General features: G+C 74.2%; 24 protein-coding genes and 7 tRNA genes. 11 read left to right on the forward strand and 20 right to left on the reverse strand.

What is annotated here, in order from left to right:
* Positions 1–11: 11 nt before the first annotated feature.
* The 4 genes from ACFWBY_RS28865 to ACFWBY_RS28880 all read right to left on the reverse strand — a co-directional run bounded on the left by ACFWBY_RS28865 (position 12) and on the right by ACFWBY_RS28880 (position 4685).
* Positions 12–572, reverse strand: a complete 561-nt coding sequence (locus ACFWBY_RS28865) for an HIT family protein (RefSeq protein WP_385339990.1) — start codon at positions 570–572, stop codon at positions 12–14.
* Between the two features lie 151 nt (positions 573–723).
* Positions 724–2700, reverse strand: coding sequence for a threonine--tRNA ligase (gene thrS / locus ACFWBY_RS28870; protein WP_385339992.1), 1977 nt, complete (start codon positions 2698–2700; stop codon positions 724–726).
* Between the two features lie 177 nt (positions 2701–2877).
* Positions 2878–4095 carry a hypothetical protein gene (locus tag ACFWBY_RS28875; RefSeq protein ID WP_385339994.1) on the reverse strand — a complete coding sequence of 406 codons (1218 nt, stop codon included), beginning with the start codon at positions 4093–4095 and terminating at the stop codon, positions 2878–2880.
* The gene (locus tag ACFWBY_RS28880; protein ID WP_385339996.1) at positions 4095–4685 is read right to left on the reverse strand and encodes a DUF4365 domain-containing protein; all 591 of its coding nucleotides are present in this window, start codon (positions 4683–4685) and stop codon (positions 4095–4097) included. The genes ACFWBY_RS28875 and ACFWBY_RS28880 overlap by 1 nt, the downstream gene beginning before the upstream one ends.
* 222 nt (positions 4686–4907) lie before the next feature.
* On the opposite strand from ACFWBY_RS28880, the gene ACFWBY_RS28885 reads away from it, so the two are divergent.
* A complete protein-coding gene (locus ACFWBY_RS28885) occupies positions 4908–5633 on the forward strand; it encodes a 3'-5' exonuclease (RefSeq protein WP_385339998.1) in 726 nt (241 codons plus the stop codon).
* Positions 5634–5722: 89 nt separating this feature from the next.
* On the opposite strand, the gene ACFWBY_RS28890 is transcribed toward ACFWBY_RS28885, so the two are convergent.
* Positions 5723–5794, reverse strand: a tRNA-Val gene (locus ACFWBY_RS28890).
* 38 nt (positions 5795–5832) lie between these two features.
* Positions 5833–6354 (reverse strand): SRPBCC family protein, encoded by a 522-nt coding sequence (locus tag ACFWBY_RS28895; protein ID WP_385340000.1) that lies wholly within the window; start codon positions 6352–6354, stop codon positions 5833–5835.
* Between the two features lie 112 nt (positions 6355–6466).
* On the opposite strand from ACFWBY_RS28895, the gene ACFWBY_RS28900 reads away from it, so the two are divergent.
* Positions 6467–8827, forward strand: coding sequence for an SCO7613 C-terminal domain-containing membrane protein (locus ACFWBY_RS28900; protein WP_385409722.1), 2361 nt, complete (start codon positions 6467–6469; stop codon positions 8825–8827).
* A 100-nt stretch (positions 8828–8927) separates the two neighbouring features.
* On the opposite strand, the gene ACFWBY_RS28905 is transcribed toward ACFWBY_RS28900, so the two are convergent.
* Together ACFWBY_RS28905 and ACFWBY_RS28910 are read right to left on the reverse strand one after the other, a co-directional pair.
* Positions 8928–8999 (reverse strand) — tRNA-Val (locus tag ACFWBY_RS28905).
* A 79-nt stretch (positions 9000–9078) separates the two neighbouring features.
* A complete protein-coding gene (locus tag ACFWBY_RS28910; RefSeq protein WP_385342753.1) occupies positions 9079–9516 on the reverse strand; it encodes a TIGR02611 family protein in 438 nt (145 codons plus the stop codon).
* A gap of 177 nt (positions 9517–9693) precedes the next feature.
* On the opposite strand from ACFWBY_RS28910, the gene ACFWBY_RS28915 reads away from it, so the two are divergent.
* Complete coding sequence (locus tag ACFWBY_RS28915; RefSeq protein ID WP_030011909.1) at positions 9694–10107, forward strand: SsgA family sporulation/cell division regulator; 414 nt, start codon at positions 9694–9696, stop codon at positions 10105–10107.
* Between the two features lie 229 nt (positions 10108–10336).
* Positions 10337–10951 (forward strand): CGNR zinc finger domain-containing protein, encoded by a 615-nt coding sequence (locus ACFWBY_RS28920; protein ID WP_385342751.1) that lies wholly within the window; start codon positions 10337–10339, stop codon positions 10949–10951.
* Here the strand turns inward: ACFWBY_RS28920 and ACFWBY_RS28925 are convergent.
* Together ACFWBY_RS28925 and ACFWBY_RS28930 are read right to left on the reverse strand one after the other, a co-directional pair.
* On the reverse strand, positions 10892–11062 hold the full coding sequence (locus ACFWBY_RS28925; protein ID WP_385342749.1) for a hypothetical protein: 171 nt from the start codon (positions 11060–11062) through the stop codon (positions 10892–10894). The two genes, ACFWBY_RS28920 and ACFWBY_RS28925, sit on opposite strands and share 60 nt — an antisense overlap.
* A gap of 128 nt (positions 11063–11190) precedes the next feature.
* The gene (locus ACFWBY_RS28930; RefSeq protein WP_385342747.1) at positions 11191–11634 is read right to left on the reverse strand and encodes a hypothetical protein; all 444 of its coding nucleotides are present in this window, start codon (positions 11632–11634) and stop codon (positions 11191–11193) included.
* 199 nt (positions 11635–11833) lie between these two features.
* On the opposite strand from ACFWBY_RS28930, the gene ACFWBY_RS28935 reads away from it, so the two are divergent.
* Positions 11834–12337 (forward strand): DsbA family protein, encoded by a 504-nt coding sequence (locus tag ACFWBY_RS28935; RefSeq protein ID WP_385342746.1) that lies wholly within the window; start codon positions 11834–11836, stop codon positions 12335–12337.
* A gap of 73 nt (positions 12338–12410) precedes the next feature.
* Here ACFWBY_RS28935 and ACFWBY_RS28940 read toward each other — a convergent pair whose 3' ends face one another.
* The 3 genes from ACFWBY_RS28940 to ACFWBY_RS28950 all read right to left on the reverse strand — a co-directional run bounded on the left by ACFWBY_RS28940 (position 12411) and on the right by ACFWBY_RS28950 (position 15208).
* A complete protein-coding gene (locus ACFWBY_RS28940; RefSeq protein ID WP_385342744.1) occupies positions 12411–13235 on the reverse strand; it encodes a GNAT family N-acetyltransferase in 825 nt (274 codons plus the stop codon).
* Between the two features lie 63 nt (positions 13236–13298).
* Complete coding sequence (locus ACFWBY_RS28945; RefSeq protein ID WP_385342742.1) at positions 13299–14126, reverse strand: aminotransferase class IV; 828 nt, start codon at positions 14124–14126, stop codon at positions 13299–13301.
* Complete coding sequence (locus tag ACFWBY_RS28950) at positions 14123–15208, reverse strand: chorismate-binding protein (protein ID WP_385342740.1); 1086 nt, start codon at positions 15206–15208, stop codon at positions 14123–14125. The genes ACFWBY_RS28945 and ACFWBY_RS28950 overlap by 4 nt, the downstream gene beginning before the upstream one ends.
* Positions 15209–15388: 180 nt before the next feature.
* Here ACFWBY_RS28950 and ACFWBY_RS28955 point away from each other — a divergent pair.
* From ACFWBY_RS28955 to ACFWBY_RS28975, 5 genes are all read left to right on the forward strand, one after another.
* Positions 15389–15461 (forward strand) — tRNA-Gly (locus tag ACFWBY_RS28955).
* A 46-nt stretch (positions 15462–15507) separates the two neighbouring features.
* A tRNA-Cys gene (locus ACFWBY_RS28960) sits at positions 15508–15581 on the forward strand.
* A gap of 1 nt (position 15582) precedes the next feature.
* Positions 15583–15654: transfer RNA gene (locus tag ACFWBY_RS28965), tRNA-Val, on the forward strand.
* Positions 15655–15673: 19 nt separating this feature from the next.
* Positions 15674–15745, forward strand: a tRNA-Val gene (locus ACFWBY_RS28970).
* A gap of 54 nt (positions 15746–15799) precedes the next feature.
* Positions 15800–15871: transfer RNA gene (locus ACFWBY_RS28975), tRNA-Val, on the forward strand.
* A gap of 127 nt (positions 15872–15998) precedes the next feature.
* Here ACFWBY_RS28975 and ACFWBY_RS28980 read toward each other — a convergent pair.
* The 4 genes from ACFWBY_RS28980 to ACFWBY_RS28995 form a co-directional block, all read right to left on the reverse strand.
* On the reverse strand, positions 15999–16307 hold the full coding sequence (locus ACFWBY_RS28980) for a zf-TFIIB domain-containing protein (RefSeq protein WP_385342738.1): 309 nt from the start codon (positions 16305–16307) through the stop codon (positions 15999–16001).
* Positions 16308–16372: 65 nt separating this feature from the next.
* Complete coding sequence (locus ACFWBY_RS28985) at positions 16373–17365, reverse strand: phosphotransferase family protein (protein ID WP_385342758.1); 993 nt, start codon at positions 17363–17365, stop codon at positions 16373–16375.
* Complete coding sequence (locus tag ACFWBY_RS28990; protein ID WP_385342736.1) at positions 17353–17625, reverse strand: hypothetical protein; 273 nt, start codon at positions 17623–17625, stop codon at positions 17353–17355. Before ACFWBY_RS28990 ends, ACFWBY_RS28985 begins: the two co-directional genes overlap by 13 nt.
* Before the next feature lie 287 nt (positions 17626–17912).
* Entirely contained in the window at positions 17913–18098 is a 186-nt protein-coding gene (locus tag ACFWBY_RS28995) for a hypothetical protein (RefSeq protein WP_112448041.1), read from the reverse strand.
* Between the two features lie 552 nt (positions 18099–18650).
* Here ACFWBY_RS28995 and ACFWBY_RS29000 point away from each other — a divergent pair.
* Positions 18651–19889, forward strand: a complete 1239-nt coding sequence (locus ACFWBY_RS29000; RefSeq protein ID WP_385342734.1) for a serine/threonine-protein kinase — start codon at positions 18651–18653, stop codon at positions 19887–19889.
* Between the two features lie 20 nt (positions 19890–19909).
* Here ACFWBY_RS29000 and ACFWBY_RS29005 read toward each other — a convergent pair whose 3' ends face one another.
* The 3 genes from ACFWBY_RS29005 to cobT form a co-directional block, all read right to left on the reverse strand.
* On the reverse strand, positions 19910–20722 hold the full coding sequence (locus tag ACFWBY_RS29005) for a TrmH family RNA methyltransferase (RefSeq protein WP_385342732.1): 813 nt from the start codon (positions 20720–20722) through the stop codon (positions 19910–19912).
* Between the two features lie 90 nt (positions 20723–20812).
* Positions 20813–22027, reverse strand: coding sequence for a uroporphyrinogen-III C-methyltransferase (cobA, locus tag ACFWBY_RS29010; protein ID WP_385342730.1), 1215 nt, complete (start codon positions 22025–22027; stop codon positions 20813–20815).
* A 373-nt stretch (positions 22028–22400) separates the two neighbouring features.
* A complete protein-coding gene (gene cobT, locus ACFWBY_RS29015) occupies positions 22401–25568 on the reverse strand; it encodes a nicotinate-nucleotide--dimethylbenzimidazole phosphoribosyltransferase (RefSeq protein WP_385342728.1) in 3168 nt (1055 codons plus the stop codon).
* Positions 25569–25581 lie beyond the last annotated feature (13 nt).

Below are 25581 nucleotides of genomic sequence, written 5' to 3' on the forward strand. Positions count from 1 at the left end.
AAGGAGACGGTCTAGTCGTTCGGCCAGGCGTCGGCGAGCATCTGACGGGTGTCCGCGAGGAGTTGGGGCAGCACCTTGGTGTGTCCCACGACCGGCATGAAGTTCGTGTCCCCGCCCCAGCGGGGCACGATGTGCTGGTGCAGGTGCGCGGCGATGCCGGCGCCGGCGGCCTGGCCCTGGTTCATGCCGATGTTGAACCCGTGCGCACCGGACGCCTTGCGCAGCGCGACCATCGCGCGCTTCGTGAGGTCCGCGAGCTCGGCGGTCTCGGCGGTGTCCAGGTCGGTGTAGTCGGCGACGTGCCGGTACGGGACGACCATGAGGTGGCCGCCGTTGTACGGGTACAGGTTCAGCACGGCGTAGACGTGCTTGCCCCGCGCCACGACCAGGCCGTCCTGATCGGACATGTCCGGAATCCCGCAGAAGGGACAGCCGTCCCCGGCCTCCGGCCCGGTCGGCTTGTTCTCCCCCTGGATGTAGGCCATCCGGTGGGGCGTCCACAGACGCTGGAACGCGTCCTGCGTGCCCACACCGATCTGCTGCTCCGGCTCAATCGTCATGTGATGCAGCATATGACCTTGCCCCCGCGCGGCGTGTCGCCGGGGCGAAGACCAGCGGCGGGACCGCTGCGGCGGCCGCCGGCCCTCCGGCGCCGGGACGCGCAGGAGCCCCCGGGAAGCGGAGTTCCCGGGGGCTCCTCCCGCACGGGTGCGGGGTACTGGGTCACACCTGGACGCGGCGCTCCACGACGTCGGCGATCTTGGCCAGCGCCTGGTCGCGCGGGACGCCGTTCTCCTGCGAACCGTCGCGGTAGCGGAAGGAGACGGTGCCCGCGGCCATGTCCTCGTCACCGACGATGATCATGAAGGGGACCTTCAGCTTCTGCTGGTTGCGGATCTTCTTCTGCATCCGGTCGGACGAGGCGTCCACCTCGACCCGCAGGCCCTTCTTCTTCGCCTCGGCGGCGAACTCCTGCAGGTACTCGACGTGCGAGTCGCCGATCGGGATGCCGACCGCCTGGACGGGGGCGAGCCACGGCGGCATGACGCCCGCGTAGTGCTCCAGCAGCACCGCGAAGAACCGCTCGATGGAACCGAAGAGCGCACGGTGGATCATGACCGGCCGCTGCTTGGTACCGTCCGGGCCGGTGTACTCCAGGTTGAAGCGCTCGGGCAGGTTGAAGTCGAGCTGGACGGTCGACATCTGCCAGGTGCGGCCGATCGCGTCGCGGCACTGGACCGAGATCTTCGGGCCGTAGAAGGCGGCGCCGCCCGGGTCCGGGACCAGCGGGAGGCCCTGCTTCTCGGCGACCTGCTGGAGGGTCGCGGTGGCCTCTTCCCAGATCTCGTCCGAGCCGACGAACTTCTCCGGGTCCTTGGTCGACAGCTCCAGGTAGAAGTCGGTCAGACCGTAGTCGCGGAGGAGGTTCAGCACGAAGGTCAGGGTGCGGTCGAGCTCCTCCGCCATCTGCTCCTTGGTGCAGTAGATGTGCGCGTCGTCCTGGGTGAAACCGCGCGAGCGCGTCAGGCCGTGCACGACGCCCGACTTCTCGTACCGGTACACGGTGCCGAACTCGAAGAGGCGCAGGGGCAGTTCACGGTAGGAGCGGCCGCGCGCGTCGAAGATCAGGTTGTGCATCGGGCAGTTCATGGGCTTGAGGTAGTAGTCGGTGCCACCGTCGAGCTGCATGGGGGGGTACATGCCCTCCGCGTACCAGTCCAGGTGGCCGCTCTTCTCGAAGAGCGTGCCCTTGGTGGCGTGCGGGGTGTAGACGAACTCGTAGCCCTCTTCCTCGTGCCGCTTGCGCGAGTAGTCCTCCATGGTGCGGCGGATGACGCCGCCGCGCGGGTGGAAGACGGCCAGGCCGGAGCCGATCTCGTCCTGAACGGAGAACAGGTCGAGCTCGGTGCCGAGCTTGCGGTGGTCGCGCTTCTCGGCCTCCACGAGGAAGTCGAGGTGGGCCTTCAGCTCCTCCTTCGACGGCCACGCGGTGCCGTAGATGCGCTGGAGCATCGGGTTCTTCTCGCTGCCGCGCCAGTAGGCGGCGGCGTTGCGCATGAGCTTGAACGCGGGGATGTTGCGGGTGGTGGGCAGGTGGGGACCGCGGCAGAGGTCCTTCCAGCACAGGTCGCCGGTCTTCGCGTCGAAGTTGTCGTAGATGGTCAGCTCGCCGCCGCCCACCTCGACGTTCGCGCCGTCGTCGGACGAGGCCGACCCCTTGATGCCGATGAGCTCCAGCTTGTACGGCTCGTCGGCGAGCTCCTCGCGGGCCTCCTCGTCGGTGACGACGCGGCGGGCGAAGCGCTGGCCGCGCTTCTGGATCTCCTGCATCTTCTTCTCGATGGCCTTGAGGTCATCGGGGGTGAAGGGCTTGGCCACGTCGAAGTCGTAGTAGAAGCCGTCCCGGACCGGCGGGCCGATGCCCAGCTTGGCCTCGGGGAAGAGCTCCTGCACGGCCTGCGCCATGACGTGCGCGGTCGAGTGGCGCAGGATGTCCAGGCCGTCCGGGGAGGAGATCTCCACCGGCTCGACGGTCTCGCCGTCCCGCACCTCGCGGCTGAGGTCCTTGAGCTCGCCCGCGATGCGCACGGCGACGATGGTGCGCTCGCCGGCGAAGAGCTCCGCCGCCGTAGTGCCCGTGGCCACCACGCGCTCGTCCCGCTCGGAATCGCGTTGGATGATCACACGGACGTCTGACACCGGTCTCTCCTGACTCAGGGGGTGCGCAAGCGAACACCGCGCGCCTGAATCGTACCGAGCCAATGGGCCGCGCCGCTAAACGGTTGTTCCGCCCCGGGGCCGGCGGGCCGCGCGGGTGCGTGTCCAGCCCCCGCGTGCCGTCGAGCCGCGGGCCCTGCAAGATCCGAAAGAGACGGCCTAGTCGTCCGACGGCAGCACCTCCGCGGGATCGAAGGCGTCGTCCAGCGACTTCATCAGCCGGTCCCGCTCGACCTCGTCCAGCGGCACCGGCGTCACGTCGGTGACGTCGGTGAGCCGACGGAACCCGCCCCGCCGCTGCAGCCGCCCGCTGACCCGGATCGGCAGGCCCGCCAGGTGCGCGTGGCCCGCCACGCGGTACGACTCCTCGTCGAGCGCGACCCGGACGTACGGGATCTCCGCCCCGGCGAAGACCCGCACCCGGACCGTGCCCCCGCCGCCGGACGCGGAGCGCCGCATGCGGACCACCGCGCCCGCCACCCTGACCGGGACGGCCGGCTCGTCCCGCGTGTAGCGCGCGGCCGCCTCCCGGAGCACCGGGAGGTCGCCGGGCGAGAACTCCACCGGCTCCGGCCGGGCCGCGCAGCCCGGCGGGGCGCCGGCCGCCGGGGCCCACGCGAGGGCGACCCGGGCCCCTTCCGAGCCGTGGACCAGCGCGATGAGCGCCTCGGCCAGCTCCCGGCTGACGCCGGCCGCGACCGCCGCGTCGAAGGCTTCCGTTCCGCCGGTGGCCCTCTGGTAGTCCACGGCCTCGCGGGCGGCGTGCAGCGCGTGGTGCAGCCGGGTCATGGTGCCGCGGCCGCCGTCCACGGGGACGTAGGCGGTGAGCCGCCGCCCTCCCGGAGCCGGCCCGACCAGTACCCCTTCCAGCGCCCGTTCGGCCTGGCCCCGGTGCCGGGCGCCGTGGTATCCCGCCCTCGCCCGGTCGGCCAGCGCTCCGGCGAGGAGCAGCTGGCGGGCGGCCGAGCGCAGCTGTTCCTGGACCGTCCAGTCGGCCTCGCCCGTGAGCCCGTGGGCCCCTCCCGGGATCTCGCGGTCCCAGCGGATCTCGTCGCTCGGCACGCTGAGCCCGTAGAGCACCTCGCGGGCCGACGGCAGCGCGCTGCGCGAGAGCGCGGTGAGTGCCTCCTCGAGGAGGTCGGCGCAGTCGGGGAAGGCGCGGCTCTCGGGGACGAGGAGGCTGGTGCCCCCGCCCGCCGCGTAGGGGGCGGGCGGCGTCCACCGCCCGTACCGGCCGGCGGCTCCGCCCCGGCGCAGCCAGCCGTGCCGGTGCAGCAGCGCCCCGAGCACGAGCGGATCGACCTGCGCGGGGTCGACGGCCGGGGCCGCGAACTCCGGGGGCGGGAGCGGTTCCAGGTGCGGTGACTGCCGGTTCATCAAGGTGTCCCTCCCGACCCGACCCGGGTCATGATCTCGCAGAGTGCCCGGTCGTCGAAGATCCGCGCGGTCGGGATCCTGACGGTGGTGCGGCGGCGGCCGGTCACGGGCTGTCCGGCGAGATTGGTCCAGTAGCAGCAGTGCCGCAGGTCGAGACGGTCGTGTCCGGCGCTCAGCCACTGTTCGCGCTCACGCGGTACGAGCATCACGACGAGGATCTTGTGCACGGCGACCGGGGTGCGGGCGAGCTTGACCAGGTGCTCGTTGTCGAGGGTGAAGCCGAAGGTGGGCCCCGCCGGTTCCGGCGGCACCTGGTAGGTCGCCTTCAGCTGCACCTTGATGGTCACCTCGTCGTCGACGACGTGCTCGGGGGCACCGTGGCTGACGTGCCAGTCGATGCCGTTGTCCGGAAAGGGTTGGGAGAGGGAGCAGCCGGCCGCGGCGGCGACGGCGTGCAGGTAGCCCACCTGGAGGGTCTCCATGCAGGCGGTGGTGGCGAGTGTGCCGCGCAGCGGTCCGATCCGCGGACCGGTCCGCGGATCCATCCGCCCCGCGAGCACCCCGCCCGGTTCGGGCTGCGCGAGCGCCATGGCCGGCCCCCCATGCCTTGCGGGCTCTGCCGTTTCGGGGTTGCGGGTTGACGGCCGGTCATGTGTACGGCCCCCCACTGGAGTTGTCTCCGCAGCCGGCTCGCCGCAAACGGCGTACGGGGCGAAGAGCCCGGGTATCACCGATGCGGGCGGGGGTGGCGGGTCCTGAGGCTGCGGTGCCCGGGTGCGCCCCATCTGCCGACGGGTGACGAGGAGTTCGCCATGACACGCTGGTACGAGGGCCCGCTGGCCGCATTCGACACGGAGACGACCGGGGTGGACGTGGAGCGGGACCGGATCGTGTCCGCCGCTCTCATCGTGCAGGAGTGCGCGGGCGGCCGGGTCCGCACGACGCGCTGGCTGGTCAACCCCGGCATCCCGGTGCCGCCGGGGGCCACGGAAGTGCACGGACTGACCGATGAGCACCTCCAGCGCAACGGCCGTTGGCCCGCGCCGGTGGTGGAGGAGATAGCCCGCGCGCTCGGGGAGCAGCAGGTCGCGGGCCGGCCGGTGGTGGTGATGAACGCGCCGTTCGATCTGACGCTGCTGGACCGGGAGTTGCGCCGGCACCGGGCGTCTTCGCTGGCGCGGTACCTGGACAACCGGCCGCTCACGGTGCTGGATCCGCGGGTGCTGGACAAGCATCTGGACCGCTACCGCAAGGGGCGGCGGACGCTGACGGACCTGTGCGCGCACTACGGGATAGACCTCGAGGCGGCGCACGACGCGGGTGCGGACGCGCTGGCCTCGCTGGAGCTCGTACGGGCGGTGGGGCGCCGCTTCGCGGGGCGCCTCGAGCGGCTGACGCCGGCGGAGCTGCACACCCTCCAGCAGGTGTGGCACGCCGCCCAGGCGCGGGGCCTGCAGGCGTGGTTCGCGCGCCAGGGGACGCCCGAGCCGGTGGATCCGCACTGGCCGCTGCGGCCGGAACTGCCGGCGGCGGCGTAGGCGGCTCGCCGGAGCGGCGCGACCGTGTCGCGCCACGCCCCGGGAATGCGGAAGGCCGGTCCGTCATCAGACGGACCGGCCTGTCCCGGTGGGCGATACTGGGATCGAACCAGTGACCCCTTCGGTGTGAACGAAGTGCTCTCCCGCTGAGCTAATCGCCCGGGAACGGACTGAACAATACAAGAGGCCCGGGGCTGGTTCAAACCGCTTCGGGCCCGGCCGCCAGATGCGCCGCGAGTCCGCGCCGGCCGGCCCGCATCATCAGGGCGTGGTTGAGCCGGAACACCGGCCGCCCGGGGAGCGACAGCCGGCGCATGAGGGGCCGGCGCACCTCGACCTCCTGCTCGTAGAGGGCTCGCGAACCGCCTGCCCGCGGCCGCACGGTCCAGCGCGCCCACCCCTCCAGGTCGCCGCGCAGGGCGACCTCCAGTACCCCGCGCACGGGGTCCCGCAGGAGTTCGTCGGCGCTCACGCGCAGGGTGAGGGGGAGGGCCGAGCGGATCAGGGCGGCGCCGCCGCGCTCGTCGCCGTCCACGGCGGCCGCGCGGATCTGGGGCCACCACAGGGGGTACGCCTCCGGGCGCCCGAGGGCCGCGAAGACGCGGGCGGGCGGGGCGTCGAGGTCCCACACGCTGCGGAAGCGGTAGTGGGTCCAGCGCTCGCGGGGGCCGTCGGCGCGGGGACCGCGCGGACCGCCGGGACTGCCGCTGCTTCGGTCCATGGATCCAGTGTGGCGCGCGGCGGGGGGCCGTACCCGTACTCAGGCGGAACCGGACCCGAGATGAGTACCCCCGCCCATGTCCCGACGGCGCACCTGGGGGCACAATCCGGCCATGGAGACACCCCTGCCGCCGGCCGAGGAGCTCGCGCTCATCGACCGCGAACTGTTCCAACTCGACGCCCGGCGCCACTACTTGCTGAGCCGCCGGGAGTGGCTGCTGCGCGGCCAGGCCCCCTTCGCCTGGGGTGCGCAGGTCCAGTCGGCCCGTCCGGGCCGGTCGGAGGGGGCCGCGGAGACCTCTGCGCCGAGCGCGCAGAACGTGCTGCTCACCCTCGGCGCGGTACTGCTGGCCGTGGCCGCCCTGGCGTTCACGCTGGTCAGCTGGGGCTCCCTGGGCATCGCCGGACGCGGAGCGGTACTCGCCGTGGTGACGGCGGCGGCGCTGGGCACCCCCGCGCCGCTGCTGCGGCGGGGGCTGCGCTCGACCGCCGAGGCGGTGGCCGCGGTCGGTCTACTGCTGACGGTGCTGGACGCGTACGCGCTGTACGCCGTCGGGATGCCGGAGGTGGACGGCCTGTCCTACGCGGCGGGGGCGGCCGCGGTGCTGGCGGCGCTGTGGGCCGGGTACGGGCGGCTGCTGGCGCGGCTGCGGATCCCGTCGCCCGCGGCGCTGCTGACGGCGCAGTTCCCGTTGCTCCTGGCGGCGCTGGCCGCCGGGGCGGCGGGGCCGACCCTGGGCTGGGCGCTGCTGGTGACGGCGGCGCTGGACGCGGCGCTCGCGCTGCTGCGGCCGGGGCGCCTGTCCCCCTGGGCCGCCGTCGCGGGCTCGGTGGCGGGCGGGGCGGCGCTGCTGACGGGCCTGGCGGAGTCGATGGCGGCGGGGTCGGCGGGCACGGCGCTGGGTTCTTCGGCGCTGCTGGCGGCGGCGGCCGCGCTGGGCGTGGCGGTGGCGTGGCGCGCGGCCCGGCCGGGGGCGGTGTTCGCCGCGGCGGGCGGTCTCGCGGCGGTGGCCGCGCTGGGCGGCCCGGTGACGCGGGAGCTGCGGCCGTCCTGGGCGGCGGTGGTGTACCTGGTGGTGGCGCTGGCCCTGCTCGGGGCCCTGCGGGTGCCCGCGCTTCCGGCAGCCGTCCGGCGCGGCCTCGCCTGGGCGGGCGCGGGGGTGGCCGCGCTGGAGGCGGTGTCGGCGTCGGCGTGGGTGGTGACGGTGCTCGCGGGCCGGCTGCGGGTGCTGGCGCAGGTGTGGTCGGCGACGACGCCCGCGCCGGCGGCCCCGGACGGCCCGGGGGCGGCGCCGGTGGTGGCCCTGCTGCTGACGGCGGGGGCCGCGTGGTGGCTGGCCCGGGCCCTGCCGGGGCGCCGGGAGCCCGGGGTCGCGGCGGTGGCCCTGGCCTGGGCGGCGCTGTTCGCGGGCCCGGTGGTGCTCGGTCTGCCGGCGGGCGCGGTGTTCGCGGCCCAGCTCGCGGTGACGCTGGCGGCGGGCGCGCTCGCGCTGCGCTCGGCGGCGGTCGGCGCCGGCCCCGGGATCGCGGCGGGCGTGTGCGCGCTGGGCGGGGCCCTGAGCGTGTCCGTGGCGGCGCTGGACGGCCGGCTGGCCACCTTCGCGGTGTTCGGGCTGCTGGGGGCCGCCTGCGCGGCAGCGGCGGCGTACGGGCCCGCTCCGGCCTGGGCCCGCGCGGGGGCGGCGGCGCTCGCCGTCGCGTACGCGGCGCTGCTGTCGGTGGCGCTGGGAGCCCTGCTGGAGCGGCCGGTGGCGTGGTGGGCTCCGCCGGTGCTGGCGGTCCCGGCGGCGGTGGCGGCCCTCGGGCCCCGGCTCGGGGCCGTCCGGGTTCCGGCGGAGGCCGCGGCGGCCGGCGCGGGTCTCCTGGCGGTGGCCCTGGCCACCGGGGACGCTCCGGTGCTCGCGTTGGTCCTGGCGCTGGCCGGGGTGGTGTGCGCGGGGGCGGCGGTGCGGCCCGAACGCCGCTCGGCGGCGGGGTGGCCGGCCGGGGTGCTGTTCCTGGCCGCGACCTGGGTGCGGCTCGCGGCCTCCGGGGTGACCGTGCCCGAGGCCTACACCCTCCCGGTGACGGCGGCGGCGCTGGCGGTGGGCTTCGTACGGCGGCGCCGGGATCCTGGCGCCGCCTCCTGGACCGCGTACGGGCCGGGGCTGGCGGCGACCCTGCTGCCGAGCACCCTCGCGGTGTGGGGCGACCCGCACTGGGCGCGGCCGCTGCTGCTGGGCGCGGGCGCGCTCGCGGTGACCCTGGCCGGCGCCCGGGGCCGGCTGCGGGCGCCGCTGCTGCTGGGCGGGGCGACGCTGGCCGCGGTGGCCCTGCACGAGCTGACCCCGTACGTCGTCCAGGTGGTGGACGCGCTGCCCCGCTGGCTGCCGCCGGCGCTGGCCGGCGTGCTGCTCCTCGCGGTGGGGGCGACGTACGAGAAGCGCCTGCGCGACGCCCGGCGGCTGCGGGACGCCATCGGCCGCCTGACGTAGGCCGGCCGCCCCCGGGCACCCGGCCCCGGACCGTGGGGCCCTGGGCCCTGAAACGCCGAGAGGCCCGGAGACTGTGAAGTCTCCGGGCCTCTGGTCCGGGTGGGCGATACTGGGTTCGAACCAGTGACCCCTTCGGTGTGAACGAAGTGCTCTCCCACTGAGCTAATCGCCCGGACGCACCGCAAACATTACCCCATGTCAGCGGTGCTCTTCGCCATGAGCGGCCGCGGGCGGCCGACCCGCGGCCGGGCTCACTGGTCCTTGATGTTCCAGGGCAGGACGATCCCGTACTTCCACAGGTAGAAGCCGATCAGGGCGCCCGCGACGACGAGGCCGACGCTGGTCAGGATGATGTTGCGGCGGCGGACCTTCGGGTCCAGCGCCTTCTGCGCGGCCTCGCTGACCTTGCGCTTTGTCCAGCGCAGGACGAGGTGGGCCCAGGCGAATTCGGTGGCCCAGATCGCCAGGCCGGCGAAGATCGCGACCCAGCCCGGGCCGGGCAGGACCAGCATGGCGACGCCCGCGCCGATGACGGCGAGGCCGACGACGAAGACGCCGACCTGCCAGCTCAGGTGCAGCCCCCGGCGGGCCTTGATGAAGGCCGGTGCCTTCGAGACGTGCGGCGCTTCTTCCGCGGCGGCGGACTCGTTTGCGGACCCATTGGTCTCGCGGTCACTCCCCGTGTTCATGGTGACGAATCTACCCGAGGTCGAAGCACACGCGAATGAACGTTTGGATCCGCCGTTCGAGGGACCCAGAGGTCCGCAAAACGGTCAGAGGGGTTTACAACGGCACCGTAGGTGGCATGTCGATTTCGCCGACGTGCGAATCCCCGAGCGCACACTGAGCGAAAGGCCCTGGCGCTTATGAACACCACGGTCAGCTGCGAGCTGCACCTGCGCCTCGTTGTGTCGAGCGAGTCCTCACTGCCTGTTCCCGCGGGCCTGCGGTATGACACGGCCGATCCCTACGCCGTGCACGCCACCTTCCACACCGGCGCCGAGGAGACGGTCGAATGGGTATTCGCCCGCGACCTCCTCGCCGAGGGCCTCCACCGGCCCACCGGTACCGGCGACGTCCGCGTATGGCCGTCCCGCAGTCACGGTCAGGGCGTCGTCTGCATCGCCCTGAGCTCACCGGAGGGAGAAGCACTGCTCGAAGCACCCGCCCGAGCACTCGAGTCGTTCCTCAAGCGGACGGACGCCGCGGTTCCACCAGGAACCGAGCACCGGCACTTCGACCTCGACAAGGAGCTCTCCCACATCCTGGCCGAATCCTGAGCCAGGCCTACAGAGGGAACCCTCTCCCGGCTGAAGCCGGGAGCCGCTCGACACCGTCCGACTCGGGGCGACGGTGTGCGGCGGACAACCACATAGACGAGTGCCGGCGCTGTTCACGCGGGAGCCACCCGCGCGGACGGCGCCGGTGTGCTTGGGGCGACCCGCTAGAGTCGGCCACCAGCGGCGGCAGCAGACCGTCACCGCAGGCCCGGCCCATGAGGGAGACCCCGTGCAGATCCCCCACGACACCCGTCGCGCGCTCGACGTCGTCGTCGCGCTGGTGAACACCTCGGCCGAGACGGAGCAGCCCGACGGGCTGTCGGACGTGAACGCGCTGCGCGCCTTCGTCCACGACTACGCGATCAGCGACGTCGGCGAGCTCAGTGCCCGCGACCTCGCGGGCGTCCGGACCGTGCGCGGCAAGTTCGCCCAGGTCTTCGCGGCGCCCAGCTCCCGCGCGGCCGCCGTACTGATCAACGAGCTGGTCGCGACGGCCGGCACCACTCCGCAGCTGACCGACCACGACGGCTACGACTGGCACGTGCACTACTTCGCGCCGGGCGCCTCGGTGGGCGACCACCTGGCGGCCGACGGCGGCATGGCGCTGGCGTTCATCGTGGTCTCCGGCGAGCAGGAGCGGCTGCGCCGCTGCGAGGCCCCGGACTGCCGGCGCGCTTTCGTGGACCTGTCCCGCAACCGCTCCCGGCGCTACTGCGACAGCCGTACCTGCGGGAACCGGCTGCACGTGGCGGCCTACCGGGCCCGGCGCAAGTCGGAGCAGGGGTCAGAGCAGGAAGAGGTCGTGCACGGCGGCGAGCAGCAGCAGACCGCCGATCACACCTAGGAAGATCATCAGGGGCGGCTGGGAGAGCGCGAAGAGGCAGCCTTTCGGCTCTTCGGCGGGGGCGGTGGCCGGCGGGGGTAGGGACGGCTCACCCTGCGATGTCTCGAGCATGTCGGGGCGATGATGGCGCAGCGCGCACCCGTCCGGTGCTCAACACGCCAAACCGCCCGCACGAGGTACCCGGATCCCGTCAGATCAGGTGGTTCCCGGCCCGAATCCGCCCGCGGACCGGGCCGATGTCATATGCCGTGCTTCTTCAGGATCGCCTCGATGTCGGAGAAGTCCTCGCCGGGAGCGGCGGCCTCGGCCGGCTTCGGGCGGGCACTGCCGCCCAGGGAGGGCGCGGAAGCGGCCGGGGCGACGGCCTCCCGGGCCGGGCGCCCCTTCGCTGCCTTCGGCTCCTTGGCGGGTGCCTCCTTCGCTCCGAGCCCGCGCCGCTCTATCGCGCGGGTGATCATGAAGAGCAGCCAGGCGAGCCCCAGCAGGGCGAAGCCGGCCCAGACGGTCGGCTTGAAGACGATCCCGGACACCCACTGCACGAGGCCCGTCATCACCAGGCCGACGGGCACCAGCGCGTACGCCGCGATCCGCGTGGCGGTGAGGAAGCGCCTGCGGTAGGCGGTCAGTGCGGCGATGCCCAGGCCCGCCGCGGACACCGCGGAGCAAATGGTCTCGGCGAGCATGCGGGGCCTCCAGGGGCGGTGCGTTCGGCGGGCCCGGCCTGCGGGCCGGGCGTTCTGTCCCTATCCATCCTGCACCGGCGACCGCCGCCCCGGCCACGGTCCCAGGCCGTCCCGGGCGGATCTCCGGGACATCTCCGGGTCGCGGCTCCTCCCCAGGTCCCGGTCCGTGCGCGCCGGCACGGACTGGGAGACTGTCCGTATGACCGATTCCGTGATCCTCGACGTCTGGTGCGAACTCCAGTGCCCGGACTGCCACAGCGCACTGGCCGACGTACGCGCCCTGCGGGCCCGCTACGGCGACCGGCTCGACATCCGGCTGCGCCACTTCCCGCTGGAGAAGCACAAGCACGCCTTCGCCGCCGCGCAGGCCGCCGAGGAGGCCGCCGAGCAGGGGCAGGGCTGGCCTTACGTGGAGGCCGTGCTCGACCGCACCGCGGAGCTCGGCAAGGACGGTGAGTCCGTACTCGTCGAGGTGGCGCGCGAACTCGGCCTGGACGCCGAGGAGTTCGACACCGCCCTGATCGACGGCCGGCACATCCTGATCGTTGACGCCGACCAGGCCGAGGGCAAGGCGATCGGCGTGAGCGGCACCCCGACGTACGTGATCGACGGACAGCGCCTCGACGGCGGCAAGAGCCAGGAGGGCCTGCGCGAGCGCATCGAGGAGATCGCCGACCGCCTGCTGGCCGCGGAAGGCCGGTAGCGGCCGGCACCGGGTGGACCTCCCCGGTCACGGGACTAGTGCCGCGACCAGGTGGACCTCCCCGGTCACAACACTAGATCAGGTCCTTGGCGTAGTTGAGGTTCGTCGGCAGGTAGCCGAGGGACTCGTAGAGCCGCAGGGCCGGGGTGTTGTCGGTGAAGACGTGCAGCCCGAGCACCCGGTGGCCGGCGGCGCGGGCCGTGTGCTCCGCGAGGAGCATCAGGTCCCGGCCGTAGCCGCGGCCCCGGTGCTCCTCGGCGACCGCCACGTCGAAGACGTACGACTCCTGGCCCTTGGTCGCGACCCACACGGTGCCGACGGGCGCGCCGGCCGCCTCCAGGACGGCGAAGCGGACGCCCTCGGTGGCCAGGCCCAGGGGCAGCAGGGACTCGTGGTCGGTCCGCGACTTCGCGTGCGCGGCCTCCGCCGGCATGCCGCGGCTGATCCAGCTCCGTGCGTAGTCCTCTCGCGCGCGGGCGAGCCAGCTCGCGAACTCTGCTTCCGTCATCGGGCGGCCGGTGACGCCCTCTCGCAGGGCGGGCGGCTCGACGGGGAGCTCCTTGGCCATGTTGCGGCTGTATTCGGCGTAGCCGAGGGATTCGGCCATGCGCAGGCCGCCCGCCGAGCCGGCCGGGACCGAGACGCGCACCCGCCGGCAGCCCCAGCCGCGCAGGATCTCCTCGGCCGCGAGCGCGGCGACCGTGGCGCGGCCGCGCCGACGGTCCGGCTCGTCGACCAGGAGGTCGCGGATCTCCGCGACCGTCGGCCCGAAGGGCGTGTCGCAGGCCAACAGCAGCGCGCCGACGCGCCTGCTGTTGACCCGGATCTCGTACGGGCGCGAGCGCGCCCCTCCGGCGGTCTGCTGAAGCGGCCCGCTCGGCCGCAGGGTGGTGGTCATCAATCGAGTTCTACCCGCCCCGCGGCCCGAATGACAGCGGTTTCCGCTCCGCCTCGTCCCGGATCAGGACCGGGGGTCGCCGTCCTCGGCGGAGCGGGCGTCGAAGATCCGCATGGCCTCGGCGGTGACGGGGCCGGGGGCGGTGCCCAGCTCGCGCCCGTCGATCCGTACGACGGCCTGGACGTCCCGCAGCGAGGAGGTCAGGAAGACCTCCTCCGCGCGCTCCAGCGCTTCGAAGGGCAGGTCGGTCTCCTTGGCCCCGGCCCACTCGGTGACGAGGGCGCGGGTGATCCCGCCGAGGCAGCCGGAGGCGACGGGCGGGGTGTGCAGCTGTCCGTCGAGGACCACGAACACATTGGAGCCCGTGCCCTCGCAGAGCCGCCCGACGGTGTTGGCGAACAGGGCCTCGGAGGCGCCGGCCCGGTGGGCGGCGGCGAGCGCGACGACGTTCTCGGCGTACGAGGTGGTCTTCAGGCCGGCCACGGCCGAGCGTTCGTTGCGCACCCACGGGACGGTGACGACGGCGGTGGTGTCGGGGCGCCGGCCGGACTCCGCGAGGGCGACGATCAACGTCGGTGCGGCGTCCCCGCGGTCGGAGCCCAGCGGGGAGACCCCTCCGGTGTAGGTGACGCGCAGCCGGCCGAGCGGGAGCGGGTTGGCCTCCAGTACGGCCGCGCAGGCGCGGCGGACCTCGTCCAGGTCCGGGTCGGGCAGGCCGAGCCCGCGGGCGGAGCGGGTCAGCCGCTCCAGGTGGCGGGTGAGCGCGAAGGTCGTGCCGCGCTCCGCCTTGAGCGTCTCGAAGACTCCGTCGCCGACGGTGAGACCGTGATCGAACACGGACACCCTCGCGTCGTCGGCGTCCCGAAGTTCTCCGTCGAGCCAGATCCTCACCGTACGGTCCTCCCGCTCTCGTTCGCGCCCGCCTCGTTCGCGTTCGCTTCGACGGCTCCTGACGCTACCCGCAGGAGGCGGGCGGCCTTCAGTTCGGTCTCCGCCCACTCGCGGTCGGGGTCGGAGCCCCAGGTGATCCCGGCTCCGGTACCGAAGAGCAGCCGGGGGCCGCCGGGGGTCTCGCGGTCGATCCAGAAGGTCCGGATGCCGACGGCGAGCTCGGCGGTGCCCTGGTCGGCGTCGACCCAGCCGATGCCCCCGCAGTAGGGGCCGCGCGGAGCGGTCTCCAGGGCCTCGATGATGCGCAGGGCGGAGGATTTCGGGGCGCCGGTGACGGATCCGGGCGGGAAGGTGGCGGCGAACAGCTCGGGCCAGCCGGCGCCGTCGGCCAGGTCGCCGGCGACGGTGGAGACGAGGTGGACGAGGCCGGGGTGCTCTTCGAGCGCGCACAGCGCGGGGACGGTGACGGATCCGGTGGCGCAGACCCGGCCGAGGTCGTTGCGCACGAGGTCCACGATCATCACGTTCTCGGCGTGGTCCTTGGGCAGCAGGTCGGCGGCGGTGCGGCCGGTGCCCTTGATGGGGCCGGACTCGACGCGCCGGCCCCTGCGGCGCAGGTAGAGCTCGGGGGAAGCGGTGGCGATCTCTACGCCGTGGGCCGGGAGCCGAATCGTTCCTGCATACGGGGCCGGATTGCCGCGCGCGAGGAGCGACGTCAGGGCGTCGACATCGGCCCCCGCCGGATCGGGAAGCGGCGCGGACATCACGCGGCAGAGGTTGGCCTGGTAGACCTCGCCCGCCTCGATGTGCTCGCGGACGCGGCGCACCCCCGCGACGTACGCGGCGCGGTCGAGCGAGGAGGTCCACTGGTCGGCGTCGGGGCCGCGCCAGGCACCGGGGACGGGCGCGGGCACCGGGTCGGGGCGTATGTCCCCGAAGCGCGCGCAGACGAGCCGACCCTCGAAGTCGGCGGTCACCGTCCAGAACCCGGTGGAGTCGAGGGCGGCGGCATCACTGGTGACATCTCGGAGGTCGGTCGCGAGAAGGCCGCCGAAGCGGGCCAGGGGAGGCAGGTCGTGCACGGCTGCGAGTCTATGGCCGGTGACGCGCGGGCGCCGGTGAGGAGTCGGCGGGGTGACCGGCGGTGATCGAGCGGCAGCACGCTGCGGAAACGCGTTTTTGAGCTGGCCCGGGAATCCGCTAGAGTTCAACACGTCGCCAGGGAGCGAAGGGGGAAACCCCCGGAGCGAACACGGTGACCTGCGGACGTAGCTCAGTTGGTAGAGCACCACCTTGCCAAGGTGGATGTCGCGAGTTCGAGTCTCGTCGTCCGCTCTGTGGTGGGGGATCATCTTCCCGAGGACCCCTGCTCTTGCTCCATGGTGGAGTGGCCGAGAGGCGAGGCAACGGCCTGCAAAGCCGTCTACACGGGTTCAAATCCCGTCTCCACCTCCAAGGACGATTAGCTCAGCGGGAGAGCGCTTCCCTGACACGGAAGAGGTCACTGGTTCAATCCCAGTATCGTCCACTGGTCCGCAAGGATCCCCGCGCGATTAGCTCAGCGGGAGAGCGCTTCCCTGACACGGAAGAGGTCACTGGTTCAATCCCAGTATCGCGCACGCAGTATGCTTGCCCCTTGCCACCTGCGGTGTTCGCACCGCGCTTGTGGTCCCGCGCGATTAGCTCAGCGGGAGAGCGCTTCCCTGACACGGAAGAGGTCACTGGTTCAATCCCAGTATCGCGCACTCGCATGAAAGCCCCGGCCGTCTCGACGGCCGGGGCTTTCGCGTTACCGGTGTGCGTGGCGGACCGCGCGGCCTTCGGTGTCGGGGAGCCGGGGCCCGGCCGGTGCCGGGCCCCCACCGCCCGGCCTCAGGAGGAGAAGAGCATCCGGCCGAAGCCGCCCTTGCGGTGGCCGTGGCCGTGGCCGTAGCCGCCGTGCTGCGGGGCGCCCCAGGCGGGCGCGGGGGCGGCGTGCTGGGCCGGGTAGGGCGCCGGGGCCGGCGGCGCGGCGGGCGGCGGGACCTGTCCGTACTGGGCGGTGTACTGGGACTCCAGGCGGGTCAGCGCCTCCAGCTCGCCGTAGTCGAGGAAGATGCCGCGGCAACCGCTGCACTGCTCTATCTGGACACCGTTGCGGTTGTAGGTGTGCATCATCGCGTGACACTTCGGACACTGCATGACCGGATCAACTCCTCGCCGTCTGCGTCGACACCGGATGCCTACCCGGTGGCGTGGGGCTCACCCTACGACGGAGCCGACGGCTCCAAGTCGGGCGGGAGGGCGGCAATTCGGGCACAGGCTTCCACCATCAACCGCTCCCCGCCGTCCAGTCGGCGCTCCTCACGGGCCGCCTTGGCCAGGGCGAGCGCGGCCGTCTGGACGGTGAGCGCGCGGGCGGCGACGTCGAGTTCCGGCCAGGGGTCGGCGCCGGGCGGACCCGCGGCGGGTCCGCCGGCGGCGCGGTAGGCGTCGAGGAAGCGCAGCCAGGTCCGCGTGTCGAGCAGCCCGGCGGCGTACCAGGCCGCGGGCCGGGCGAGGTCCCAGGAGGGTGCGCCGAGTCCGAGGTCGTCGACGTCGATCAGCCGCCACCGCCCCGCCGGGCCCCGGACCAGCTGGCCCAGGTGCAGGTCCCCGTGGCACAGCACCCCGCCGGGCGGCTGTTCCCCTTCCCCCCGGGCCCATCCGGGCAGCGTCGCCGCGGCGGACCGTACGCGCCGGGCCAGCGCGGGGGCGTCGGCGTCGACTTCGGCGTCGACTTCGGCGTCCGCCGCGCCCCGCCGGGCGGGCGCGGGAGCGGGGGCCGTGGGCGGGTGGGCCGCTGCGAGGCGGCGCAGGGCGCGGGCGAGCTTGGCGGGGCCGCGCATCGGCGGGAGCGGGGCGGGGAGGCGGTGGAGCGGGGTCCGGTGGAGGCCCGCCAGCAGCTCGGCCGCCTCCTCCCAGGGCGCTTCCTCTGGGCGGTCCGGGGCGACCGGAGCGCCGTAGGGCCACAGGGAGACGGCCCGGCCCCCGACCCGGCCGAGCCCGGTCCGCAGCGGAGGCAGCAGGATCCCGGCCAGCGCGGCGTCTCCGGCCACCCGGATGCGCACCGCCAGGGCACCGGGGTCGCTGTCCCTCGCGTGCGCCTTGGCCACGGTGTCCCCGCAGCGGACGACCGTGCCGTCGTCCCGGTCGGCGAGGAGCTCGTACCGCGTGGCGCCCGCGTACGCCGCGAGCGCGGCGCCGCTCAGCCGCTCCAGCGGAACCACGCCCCGGCGCCGTCGGTGTGCGGGGGGAACCGCCGCGCCGGCGCACCGGCGGGCGTGAGGAGGGGCGGCTCGTCGGCGACCGGCGCGCACACGGCGCCGAAAGGCTCTCCGCGAGGTTCGCCGTCGACCTTCCCGGCCCTCAGCGTCCGGACCCGTCCGGACCAGGGCCGGACCTGCTCGAAGCCGGGTTCCGGCGCGAAGCGGCCGTGCGGCCACGGGAAACCGGCCGACCCGACGGTGATCACATCCATCGGGTGGTCCTTCCGCGCGTGACGCCAGGCGCCGCACTCGGGGCCCGACCGCGTCATGACCACTCCCCCGCGTCCTCGCACCCCGGGCGGGTGCTCCTCGGGACGAGAGTACGGAACACCGGGAGCGCAGGATGGAGCGCGGGCATGAAAAAGGGTGCTGCCCGTCCGACTCCCCAGTCGTACGGGCAGCACCCTTCACCTGCCGTCCGTCGGCCGCGCCCCCGTCCCCACGGGGTGCGGCCGGTGAAGCCCCGGCCCAGGCCGCTCTCCTGGACCCGGGGCGCCGCTCAGCGCCCCAGCATCACGCTTACGGACGACGCTTGTGCCACCACCTGGTCGAAGCCTCCGAAGAGGAAGAGCAGGAGGGCGGCCAGGGGGAGCACCATCGCCGCCGCCACCAACGGATGGCGGTGGCCGGACTCATGGCCGTTGAACGCGAATGCCTTGCGTCCCTGCCGTGCGATGTCCGCCATGGTCCTCTCCCTGTCGTTTGGCAGCGGCGGGCTTGTGACCTCGGGGGACGAGTGCTCCACCCGCCGCTTGTCCTCAACACTAGGCGCGGGAACGGCCCCTGGCCTCATGCCCTCGTACCCATTGACGGGCCTCCGCGAGGATGACGAGGCCACCTCGCGCGTACTCCCCTGGGTGGAGACCGGCCCCCCGGCCTGAGGGTCATCCCGGAGGGGATGACCGGAGCGTGGTGACTTCGCTCACTTCCGTCACCGTCCGCACACGTACGGTCGACGACCAGGCAGTCCCAAGATCAACCGGCATGGGCCGGACCGCGTCCGGGGCTATTCCCCCCGGACACCTCTCCTCGCGCCCCAATTCCCCTGCGCCCGACCGCCTTTGGCCCGAGCACCTCTTCCCGCACATGCGTCCGAGCGGTGGCCTGAGGATCCCTCAAGTGGACCGCCCCGTACTGACAATCGAATCCCCCGGCGAGGGCGCGGCCTCTGAGCGCGCATGCCGGATGGTCCGTAAGCTGTGCCACGTCAACAGGACGACCGGTCAGCGGGGTGGACATGGCGATGATGCGGCTCCGGCGCGAGGACCCGCGTGTCGTCGGCTCGTTCAGGCTGCACCGGCGCCTCGGCGCCGGCGGCATGGGCGTCGTCTACCTGGGCTCCGACCGGCGCGGCCAGCGCGTCGCGCTCAAGGTGATCCGGCCCGATCTCGCCGAGGACCAGGAGTTCCGCTCGCGCTTCGCACGCGAGGTGTCCGCCGCCCGGCGGATCCGCGGCGGGTGCACCGCCCGCCTGGTCGCCGCGGACCTGGACGCGGAGCGCCCCTGGTTCGCCACGCAGTACGTGCCCGGCCCCTCCCTGCACGACAAGGTCGCCGAGGAGGGCCCGCTGACGGCCGCGCAGATCGCCGCCATCGGCGCGGCGCTCTCCGAGGGCCTGGTCGCGGTGCACGAGGCCGGGGTCGTCCACCGCGACCTCAAGCCCTCGAACATCCTGCTGTCGCCCAAGGGCCCGCGCATCATCGACTTCGGCATCGCCTGGGCGACGGGCGCGAGCACCCTCACCCACGTGGGAACCGCCGTCGGCTCCCCCGGTTTCCTGGCACCCGAGCAGGTGCGCGGCGCGGCCGTCACCCCCGCCACGGACGTCTTCTCGCTCGGCGCCACCCTCGCCTACGCGGCCACCGCCGACTCGCCCTTCGGGCACGGCAGTTCCGAGGTCATGCTGTACCGCGTGGTGCACGAGGAGCCGCACCTGCAGGGCGTCCCGGACGCGCTGGCGCCCCTCGTACGGGCCTGCCTGGCCAAGGACCCCGAGGAGCGGCCGAGCACGCTCCAGCTGTCGATGCGGCTCAAGGAGATCGCGGCCCGCGAGGCGCACGGGCTCGGCGAGAGCCGGCCACCGGCGCAGCGGGCGCGGACGGAGCGGCCCACGGGGCGGCTCGCCGAGGGGTACGGCGAGGAGCTCACGGAGCGTCGTACCGGCGGCACCCCCGTGCCCAGGGCCCAGGGACCCGGCGCGGCGCAGGGGCAGGGGCACGCTCAGGGGCAGGGGCACGCTCAGGGGCAGGGATCGCAGGGCGGACCGCATTCGCGGCCCTCGTCGGCGCGGGGCACCGGCTCCCGGGGCCCCGGCTCGACCGCGGGGCGCACGGGCGGGCGCCCCGCGCCCCGTACGACCGGGGCGGGACGGCGGCCGTCGCGGCCGGACCCGAGGCTGATGCGCCAGCGCCTGATCGTCTTCGTGCTGGTGACGCTGATCGTGGCGCTGGGCATCGCGGCGGCCCAGAAGCTGTAGCCGGAACCGGCGACGGCTCCTTACGGGCGGCCGCCGGCCACCGCGTAAAAGGCGACGGCCGCGGCCGCGCCCACGTTCAGCGAGTCCACGCCGTGCGCCATGGGGATCCGCACCCACTCGTCGGCGGCGACCAGCGCCTGCGTGGACAGGCCGTCCCCCTCCGCGCCCAGCATCAGCGCGACCCGCTCCAGCGTCTGCGGGACGGCCACGTCGATCGGCGAGGCCTTCTGGTGCGGGGTGAGGGCGAGCAGCTTGAAGCCGGCCTCGCGGACCGAGTCCAGGCTCTTGGGCCAGGCTTCCAGGCGGGCGTAGGGGACGGAGAACACCGCGCCCATGGAGACCTTGACGGAGCGCCGGTAGAGCGGGTCCGCGCAGTCCGGCGAGAGCAGCACCGCGTCCATGCCGAGGGCGGCCGCGCTGCGGAAGATGGCGCCGATGTTGGTGTGGTCGTTCACCGCTTCCATGACGACCACGCGCCGGGTGGTGGCGAGGAGGTCCTCGGCCGTGGGCAGCGGCTTGCGCTGCATCGAGGCGAGGGCGCCGCGGTGCACGTGGTAGCCGGTGACGCGCTCGGCGAGCTCGGGGCTGACGGCGTAGACCGGGGCCGGGAGCTCGTCGATGACGTCGCGCATGACGTCGACCCACTTGGCGGAGAGCAGCATCGAGCGCATCTCGTACCCGGCGTCCTTGGCGCGTCTGATCACCTTCTCGCCTTCGGCGATGAAGAGACCTTCCGCGGGCTCGCGCCTGCGCCGGAGTTCGACGTCGGTCAGGCCCGTGTAATCGCGCAGGCGCGGGTCGTCGGGGTCCTCGACGGTGATGAGATCAGCCACAGGGTGATACTGCCTTGTCCTGGGTTCGGTGCCAACGGCTCCGTTTGCGGGGGTTGTCCTGCCGGCCTCACGGCCCACTGCCGTCGCGCCCTACCGGGCGACGGGCCGGTTCACCTTCACCACGTCGCCGATGACGATGACGGCCGGGGGCCGCACCTCCTGGGCCAGGACGGTCTCGCCGACCGTGGCCAAGGTGGCGTCGACGCGGCGCTGCGAGGCGGTGGTGCCCTCCTGGATGACGGCGACCGCGGTGTCGGCGGGGCGGCCGTGCCGGACCAGCGCCTCGGCGATCAGGCCGATCTTGTCGACACCCATGAGGATGACCAGCGTGCCCGTGAGCTTGGCGAGGGAGGCCCAGTCCACCAGCGAGCGCGGGTCGTCGGGGCCGACGTGGCCGCTGACCACGGTGAACTCGTGCGCCACGCCCCGGTGCGTGACCGGGATGCCGGCCGCGCCCGGCACCGAGATGGAGCTGGAGATGCCGGGGACGACGGTGCAGGGGATGCCGGCCTCGGCGAGGGCCTGGAGCTCCTCCATGCCGCGCCCGAAGACGTACGGGTCCCCGCCCTTGAGCCGGACCACGGCCTTGCCGGCCTTGGCGTGCTCGATGAGGGCGTTGTTGATGGCCTCCTGGGCCATGAAGCGGCCGTACGGGATCTTCGCGGCGTCGATGACCTCGACGTGCGGCGGGAGCTCGTCGAGGAGGTCGCGGGGTCCGAGGCGGTCCGCGATGACGACGTCGGCCTCGGCGAGGAGGCGGCGCCCGCGGACCGTGATGAGGTCCGGGTCGCCGGGGCCGCCGCCGACGAGGGAGACGCCGGGGGTGCGGGGACGGGCAGCCGTGAGGGTGCCGTCGCGCAGGCCTTCGACGACCGCGTCGCGGACGGCGGCGGAGCGGCGGGGGTCGTTGCCGCTCAGGACGGCGACGGTCACGCCCTCGACGCGGCCGGTGGCCGGAGTCCAGGCGCTGGCGGCCTCGGCGTCGTCGGCACGGACGCACCAGACGCGGGCGCGTTCCGCCTCGGCGGACGCGGCGTCGTTGGCGGCCTTGTCGCGGGTTGCGATGAGCGCGTACCAGGCGTCGGTGAGGTCGCCGTCCTGGTAGCGGCGGCGCTCCCAGCGGATCTCGCCGGTCTCCGCCATGGCGTCCACGGAGGGGGTCGCGGAGGGCGAGATCAAGACGATGTCGGCGCCGGCCGCGATGAGCGCGGGCAGGCGGCGCTGGGCGACCTGGCCGCCGCCGACGACGACGACTCGGCGGCCGGCGAGTCGGAGACCGACGGGGTACGCGGGGTGTTCGGCCATGGCGGTGCGGCTCCTGATGCGGCGGTCGTCGTTCTGTCTTGCCGCTGCGGCATTGGAGCGGCGGTGTGCGTATGAGGTGTGCCGTGCTGACGTGCGGTTTCGCGTGCGGGTCCACGATACGGCCCGCCGGGGTCGGGGGCGCGGGGCGGTCCCCGCGGGCGCTCTGCCCGCCCCGCCCCTGCTCACGGCGCCGGACGGCGGCTTCGCCGCGGGCGGCCGGCCCGGACCCGCGCCCCGGTCGCCGGCGGGCTGACACCGCCCCGCGGGCGGTCCGGCCGCGCCGGCGGACACGGGGCGGAGTCCGGCCCCGCCCGCGTGCCGGGCGCCGGCCCTGGGCAGAGCCCCGGGGAGGCGGCCCCGGGGCTCCTCAGGGCTACTTCTCGGTCACGCCCGCCGAGTCGAAGGTGGCGACCTCGTGCATCGCGCGGGCCGCGCTCTGGACCAGGGGCAGGGCCAGCAGGGCGCCCGTACCCTCGCCGAGGCGGAGGTCGAGGTCCACCAGGGGGCGCAGACCGAGCTTGTTCAGGGCCGCCACGTGGCCCGGTTCGGCGCTGCGGTGGCCCGCGATGCACGCCGAGAGGGACTCGGGTGCGATGGCACGGGCCACCAGGGCGGCCGCGCCCGCGCTCACGCCGTCCAGGATGACCGGCGTACGCAGGGAGGCTCCGCCGAGGAGGAGGCCGACGATGGCCGCGTGCTCCAGGCCGCCGATGGCCGCCAGCACGCCGACCGGGTCCGCCGGGTCCGGCTGGTGGAGTTCGAGGGCACGGCGGACGACCTCGACCTTGCGGGCGTGGGTCTCGTCGTTGATGCCCGTGCCGCGGCCGGTGACCTCCGCGGGGTCGACGCCGGTGAAGACCGAGATCAGGGCCGCCGAGACGGTGGTGTTCGCGATGCCCATCTCGCCGGTGAGCAGCGCCTTGTTGCCCGCCGCCACCAGGTCGCGGGCCGTCTCGATGCCGACCTCGATGGCCGCGATCGCTTCCTCGCGGGTCATCGCCGGGCCGACGGAGAGGTCGGCCGTGCCCGGGCGGACCTTGCGCGGGAGCAGGCCCGGCGTGGCCGGGAGGTCCCCGGCGACGCCGACGTCGATCACGCAGACCTCGGCGCCCACCTGGTTGGCGAACGCGTTGCAGACCGCGCCGCCGCCCAGGAAGTTGGCGACCATCTGCATGGTGACCTCCTGGGGCCACGGAGTGACGCCCTGGGCGTGCACCCCGTGGTCGCCCGCGAAGATCGCGACCGCGGCCGGCTCCGGGATCGGCGGAGGACAGACCCGGGAGAGGCCGGCCAGCTGCGCCGAGATGATCTCCAGCATGCCGAGCGCGCCCGCCGGCTTGGTCATGCGCTTCTGCCGCTCCCACGCCTCGCCGAGCGCCTTCGCGTCGAGCGGGCGGATGCCGGCGACGGTCTCCGAGAGCAGGTCGTGCGGCTCCTCGCCGGGCAGCGCGCGGCGCCCGTACGTCTCCTCGTGCACGACCCAGGAGAGGGGGCGGCGCTGGGACCAGCCGGCCTGGGCCAGCTCGGGCTCCTCGGGGAACTCGTCCACGTAGCCGACGCACAGGTACGCGACGACCTCCAGGTGCTCCGGCAGGCCGAGCGCGCGGACCATCTCGCGCTCGTCGAAGAAGCTGACCCAGCCGACGCCGAGGCCCTCGGCGCGCGCGGCGAGCCAGAGGTTCTCGACGGCGAGGGCCGAGGAGTACGGGGCCATCTGCGGCTGGGTGTGCCGGCCGAGGGTGTGGCGGCCGCCGCGGGTGGGGTCGGCGGTGACGACGATGTTCACCGGGGTGTCGAGGATGGCCTCGATCTTGAGTTCCTTGAACTGCTTGGCCCGGCCCTTGGGCAGCGACTTCGCGTAGGCCTCGCGCTGGTGCTCGGCGAGCTCGTGCATCGTCCGGCGGGTCTCGGCGGACTTGATGACGACGAAGTCCCACGGCTGGGAGTGGCCGACGCTCGGCGCGGTGTGGGCCGCCTCCAGGACGCGCAGCAGCACCTCGTGCGGGATCGGGTCGCTGCGGAAGCCCTTGCGGATGTCGCGGCGCTCGCGCATGACGCGCAGGACGGCCTCGCGCTCGGCGTCGGCGTACGCGGGGGCGGGCTCGCCGGCCGCGGGCCCGGTCTCCGGCTCGGACGCGCCTTCCGGCTCGGCCTCCGGCGCGGGGGCGGCCGCGGGCTCGGGCCGGGCCTGGGGTGCGGTCGCGTCGTCGGAGGCCGTCCCGGCGTCCAGCGGTGCGGCGGCCACGGGCTCGGCAGCCGGCTCCGGCGCGGTCCCGGCGGCCTGGACCACCGCTTCCGCGGGCTGCGGTTGCGGCTCCGCGACCGGCTGGGGCTCGGGGGCCGGTACGACGACGGCCTCGGGAGCCCCGGCGGCGACGGGCTCGGCAACGGGCTCCGCCACGGCCGGCTCGGCGACGGCCACCGCGACCGGCTCCACGCCGGCCTCCGGCTCCGCGACGGCCACGAGGACCGGCTCGGGCTCGGCGACGGCCGGGGCGGCGGGCTGGGTCTCGTGTTCCGCGAGGGCGATCGGCTCGGGCTCGGCGGAGGCGTCGGGCCCGGCCTCGGGGTCCGGCGCCGTGAGCGCGACGGGCTGGGCCTCGGCCTGGGTCTCGGGCTGTGCCTCGGCCTGGGTCTCGGGCTCCGTGAACGCGACGGGCTGGACCTCGGGTCGGACGGGTTCGGCCTCGGGTTGCGCCTCCGGCTCGGCCGGGGCGGCGGGCTCGGGAGCCGCCACCGCCTCGGGAGCCTGCTCCGTCCACGGTGTGCCCGCCTGTACGGGGATCTCGGCCCGCGAGAGGTCCAGGTACTCGGGCTCCGCGGCCGGCGGCTCGGACCGGTGCACCGCAGCGGGCGGCACGGAGCCGAAGTGCTCGGCGGCGGGCTGGGCGGCCGGCACCTCGGCCGGCGCCTGCGCGGGGGCCGGAGCGGGCGCGGGGGGCGCGGCAGGGCCGCGGTCCGCGAGGGAGCGTACGACTCCGCCGCCGGCATCGGGCACGGGCGGGCCCATGTGCAGCGGCCGCCGCACCGGGGCCGGGGCGGCGGGGGCAGCCGGGGCCTGGGCCTGCGGGGCCACCAGGCCGCCGAGGTCCAGCGCGCCGGAATCCCGGCCTCCGGCCTCGTGCGCGCCCGCGCTGTAGGAGGCCGGGTCGGGGAAGGACGGCTGCGGCGGGAAGGGTTCGGAGAAGGACTGCTCCGGGAAGGACTGGGGCGCATAGCCCGCGGTCTCGTAGGAGACCGGAGCCGCCTGCTGCTGGTACTCGCCGACCGCCGGATATTCGGCGTAGGGCGCGTCCGCGTACGGGGCGGGCTCGGGGAAGGCGGGTACGGGCGGGACGACCTGGGGGTCGCTCCACGCGCCCTGGCTGCTGGGCATCAGCAGCAGTTCCTCGTCCTCCGGCCCGGCCGGGTCGTCCACGAGGTCCTGGAAGGCGTAGCCGCCGGGGGCGGGTACGGGAACCGGGGCGGGGAAGCCGGGCTGATCCACCACGCCCGTGCTGTCCGGGAGACCCTCGCCCGGAACCTGGCCGGTGTCAGTCATGCGTACCCCTCGC

It is taken from the genome of Streptomyces sp. NPDC060049, from assembly GCF_042736715.1.
In the GTDB taxonomy this organism is placed as follows: domain Bacteria; phylum Actinomycetota; class Actinomycetes; order Streptomycetales; family Streptomycetaceae; genus Streptomyces.